The organism is Chloroflexus sp., from assembly GCF_034435895.1.
GTDB lineage: Bacteria > Chloroflexota > Chloroflexia > Chloroflexales > Chloroflexaceae > Chloroflexus.
In genome coordinates this window covers 1-2,882 of the sequence record NZ_DAOTWH010000017.1, presented here as the reverse complement: position 1 = coordinate 2,882, position 2,882 = coordinate 1, and the positions used below count along the sequence as shown (strand labels likewise).

General features: G+C 65.8%; 2 protein-coding genes. Both read right to left on the bottom strand.

Annotated features, from left to right (window positions below; all coding sequences use genetic code 11):
* Positions 1–80 precede the first annotated feature (80 nt).
* Entirely contained in the window at positions 81–1,343 is a 1,263-nt protein-coding gene (locus tag U9R81_RS01000; RefSeq protein WP_322493682.1) for a glycosyltransferase family 4 protein, read from the bottom strand.
* Between the two features lie 658 nt (positions 1,344–2,001).
* The coding region (locus U9R81_RS00995) for a thioredoxin domain-containing protein (RefSeq protein ID WP_416180923.1) at positions 2,002–2,882 on the bottom strand (881 nt) is incomplete at its 5' end.

Below are 2,882 nucleotides of genomic sequence, written 5' to 3'. Positions count from 1 at the left end.
GCCTCAACCGCATCCTGATGCCTCCATTCTACTACCCTTGGCAACCCCCTCTCGATTGTGCAAAACCTCAGTTAATTCCTTCACCTAACCCCCTCACCATACAACGGGCGAATCCGGCGGTAGACTGCATCCCACGTCAGTTCGCGCCAGACCCGCGCCTGCCCAGCGGCACCCATCGCCCGCGCCAGCGCCCGATCGCGCAACAGCCGGTCGATGGCGGCAGCAATTGCCGGTACGTCGCCAAACGGCGCCAGCAAGCCATCAACCCCGTGCCGGATGACTGCTGGCACACCGCCGGCCCGCGCGCCGATCACCGGCACGCCATTGCACCACGCTTCGAGGTAGGTGATGCCAAAGCTGTCGGTGCGCGAGGGTTGCACGTAGACATCGGCGGCAGCCAGCGCGTCGCGGCGAGTGGCGTTATCGACATAACCGAGCACCCGCACCTGCGCCTGCTCGGCTGGCGTGAGCGCCTCTACTGCTGACTGAAAGCCGCCAAAGGCCGGGCCGCACTGCACCCACACCGCGTTGCTGCCCTGCTGCCACAACCGCCGCATCGCCGCCAGCGTATGCACTGCTCCCTTATCAAATGCAGCCACACCCAAACTCAGCACGACCGGCCCGGTAATCTGGTGCGCGGCGCGAAACCGCTGGCCATCACCGCCAGTCACTTCAGCAGGAGTCACCCCCGCGCCAACGGTGACGATCTTCCCAGCAGGCACCCCGCGCCGGATGAGATAGGCTCGTTCGATATCGGTCATCGTCGCCACCCGCGTCGTCTGCCGCAACAGGTCAATTTGGTGCGGCATCGCATAGTAGCGCACCACCTGCTCGCTCCCCGGCTCACCCACATGCACGAACGGCGTGCAGAGGTGAGGAATGCCGCGCTGCTGCGCCCACCGCGCTACTGGCAGCAGCGCAAAGTCGAGGGTAATGTTGGTGGTATGCACCACCGCCACATCAGCCAATGCCGGATCGGCCAGCGTCGCAGCCAGATCGGGCAACTGTGGGGTAAGCGTAGCCAACCGGCGCAAGAGCGGCACGCTGGGCCGGCCCAGCCGGCCCAGTTCGACCATCAACCGGCGAATGATCGGGTAGAGCAGGGCCGGGCCGGGCAAGCGCCGCACTGCCAGCCGCTGGATCTGCACGCCGTCGTGGGCGCCGGTTGGCTCGGCGATCCGCCGTTTGCCGGCCATCCAGAGGTATTCAAGATCGAAGGCATCGGTGGCCAGCACCGTCAATCGATGGCCTTCGGCTACCAACCGCGCGCCGATCTCTTGAAAATAGCGGGCCGCGCCGCTCGGCGCCGGCCAATAGAGCTGCACAACGTGGAGGATATGCATGGAAGTTGGATAGCCACAAAAAACGCAAAGAATGTTGACAAGATTATAGCTGTCATTGCGAGGGGGCGCAGTCCCCGAAGCAATCTCCCCCTTCAGCGGAACGGATGCCTTACACGCACGGATCGCATGCTCGCAGGAGCTTGCTTCGCCGCGCTGCGCGCGGCTCGCACTGACAGTAGGAGAGCGGCGCGCTGGGCTAGTTCACCCTCACCCCCATCCCCTCTCCCGCAACGCGGGAGAGGGGCGCTGCTGCCTGCCGCGGAGCAGTGCCTGTCCCTTCCACTCTGCGGCTCCCCCTCTCCCGCCGTCAGGTGGGAGAGGGGGCCGGTGAGGGCCATAGCATAGCCCGCGTAGCGGGCTTCGTAACCCCAGCCCGACCCTTCAGGGCCGGGTTCCCTGCATAAAAGCAAGCTTTAGCGAGCGCAACCGCACAACGCACCCCTCCCGCACTCCGCCTGTCATTGCGAGGGGGCACAGCCCCCGAAGCAATCTCCCCCTTCAGTGGAACGGATGCCTTACACGCACGGATCGCGTGCTCGCAGGAGCTTGCTTCGCCGCGCTGCGCGCGGCTCGCACTGACAGTAGGAGAGCGGCGCGCAATGATTGTCCGCCCCTATTCTACCGCGCTATCGCATCGCCGCTGCCACACCGTGGCGGGTTAGTCCTTTGTGCTCATAAGCTGCTGGCGCAACGCTTCCGGCGTGGTGACGGGCAATAAGCAGGTGAACTGCTCGCATAGGTAGGCGGTGGGTTGGCCGTCAATCATGCCGCGATCGGCAAATAACGGGCTCAGGGTAGTGACAGGATCGCCGGGTTCGGCGCGGGCGATCACCAGCCGGGGCCGGTAGCTGGCGCGTGCTTCGGCAACTAGCGCCTGCGTGGCTGGGTGTGCGGGTGGGCCAATGATTGCCAGTTCGCGGGTTGGGCCGATCGCTAGATCGGCGGCGCACAACATGCGACCAAAACCGAGCGGGAAGCGGCTGAGCGTCGGCGCGACTTGTTGCAAGACCTGCTCGGCCCGCGTGGCGTAGATTTCGCGCCCGGTGATAGCGTACAGCCGCAGCAGGGCCACCGTCGCCGCTGACGAACCCGACGGGACGGCGTTGTCGCTTAGGTCGCGCGGGCGGGTGACCAAGGCCGGCTGGTCGTTGCCGGTATCGAAGAACATCCACGTCTGCGCATCCCAGAACAGATCGAGCATCGCGTCGGCCAGTTCGATTGCCGTGGCGAGATAGCGCGTCTCGCCGCTGGCGGCGTGCAATTCGAGCAGCGCATCGCACAGCAGCGCGTAATCGTCGAGAAAACCGGCTGGGCCGGGCCGGCCATCTTTCCAACTGCGCAACAGGCGGCCATCGGCCCGGCGTAGGTTGGCGAGCAGGAAATCGGCGCACTGCTGGGCAGCCGGCAAGTACTCCGGCACCCGCGCGCTGGCCGTCGCCAAGGCCCGGATCGTCATCGCATTCCACGCCGTGATGATCTTCTCGTCGCGGAAAGGCCGGGGCCGCCGTTCACGGAAGGCGCGCAGGATGGGGCGGGCGC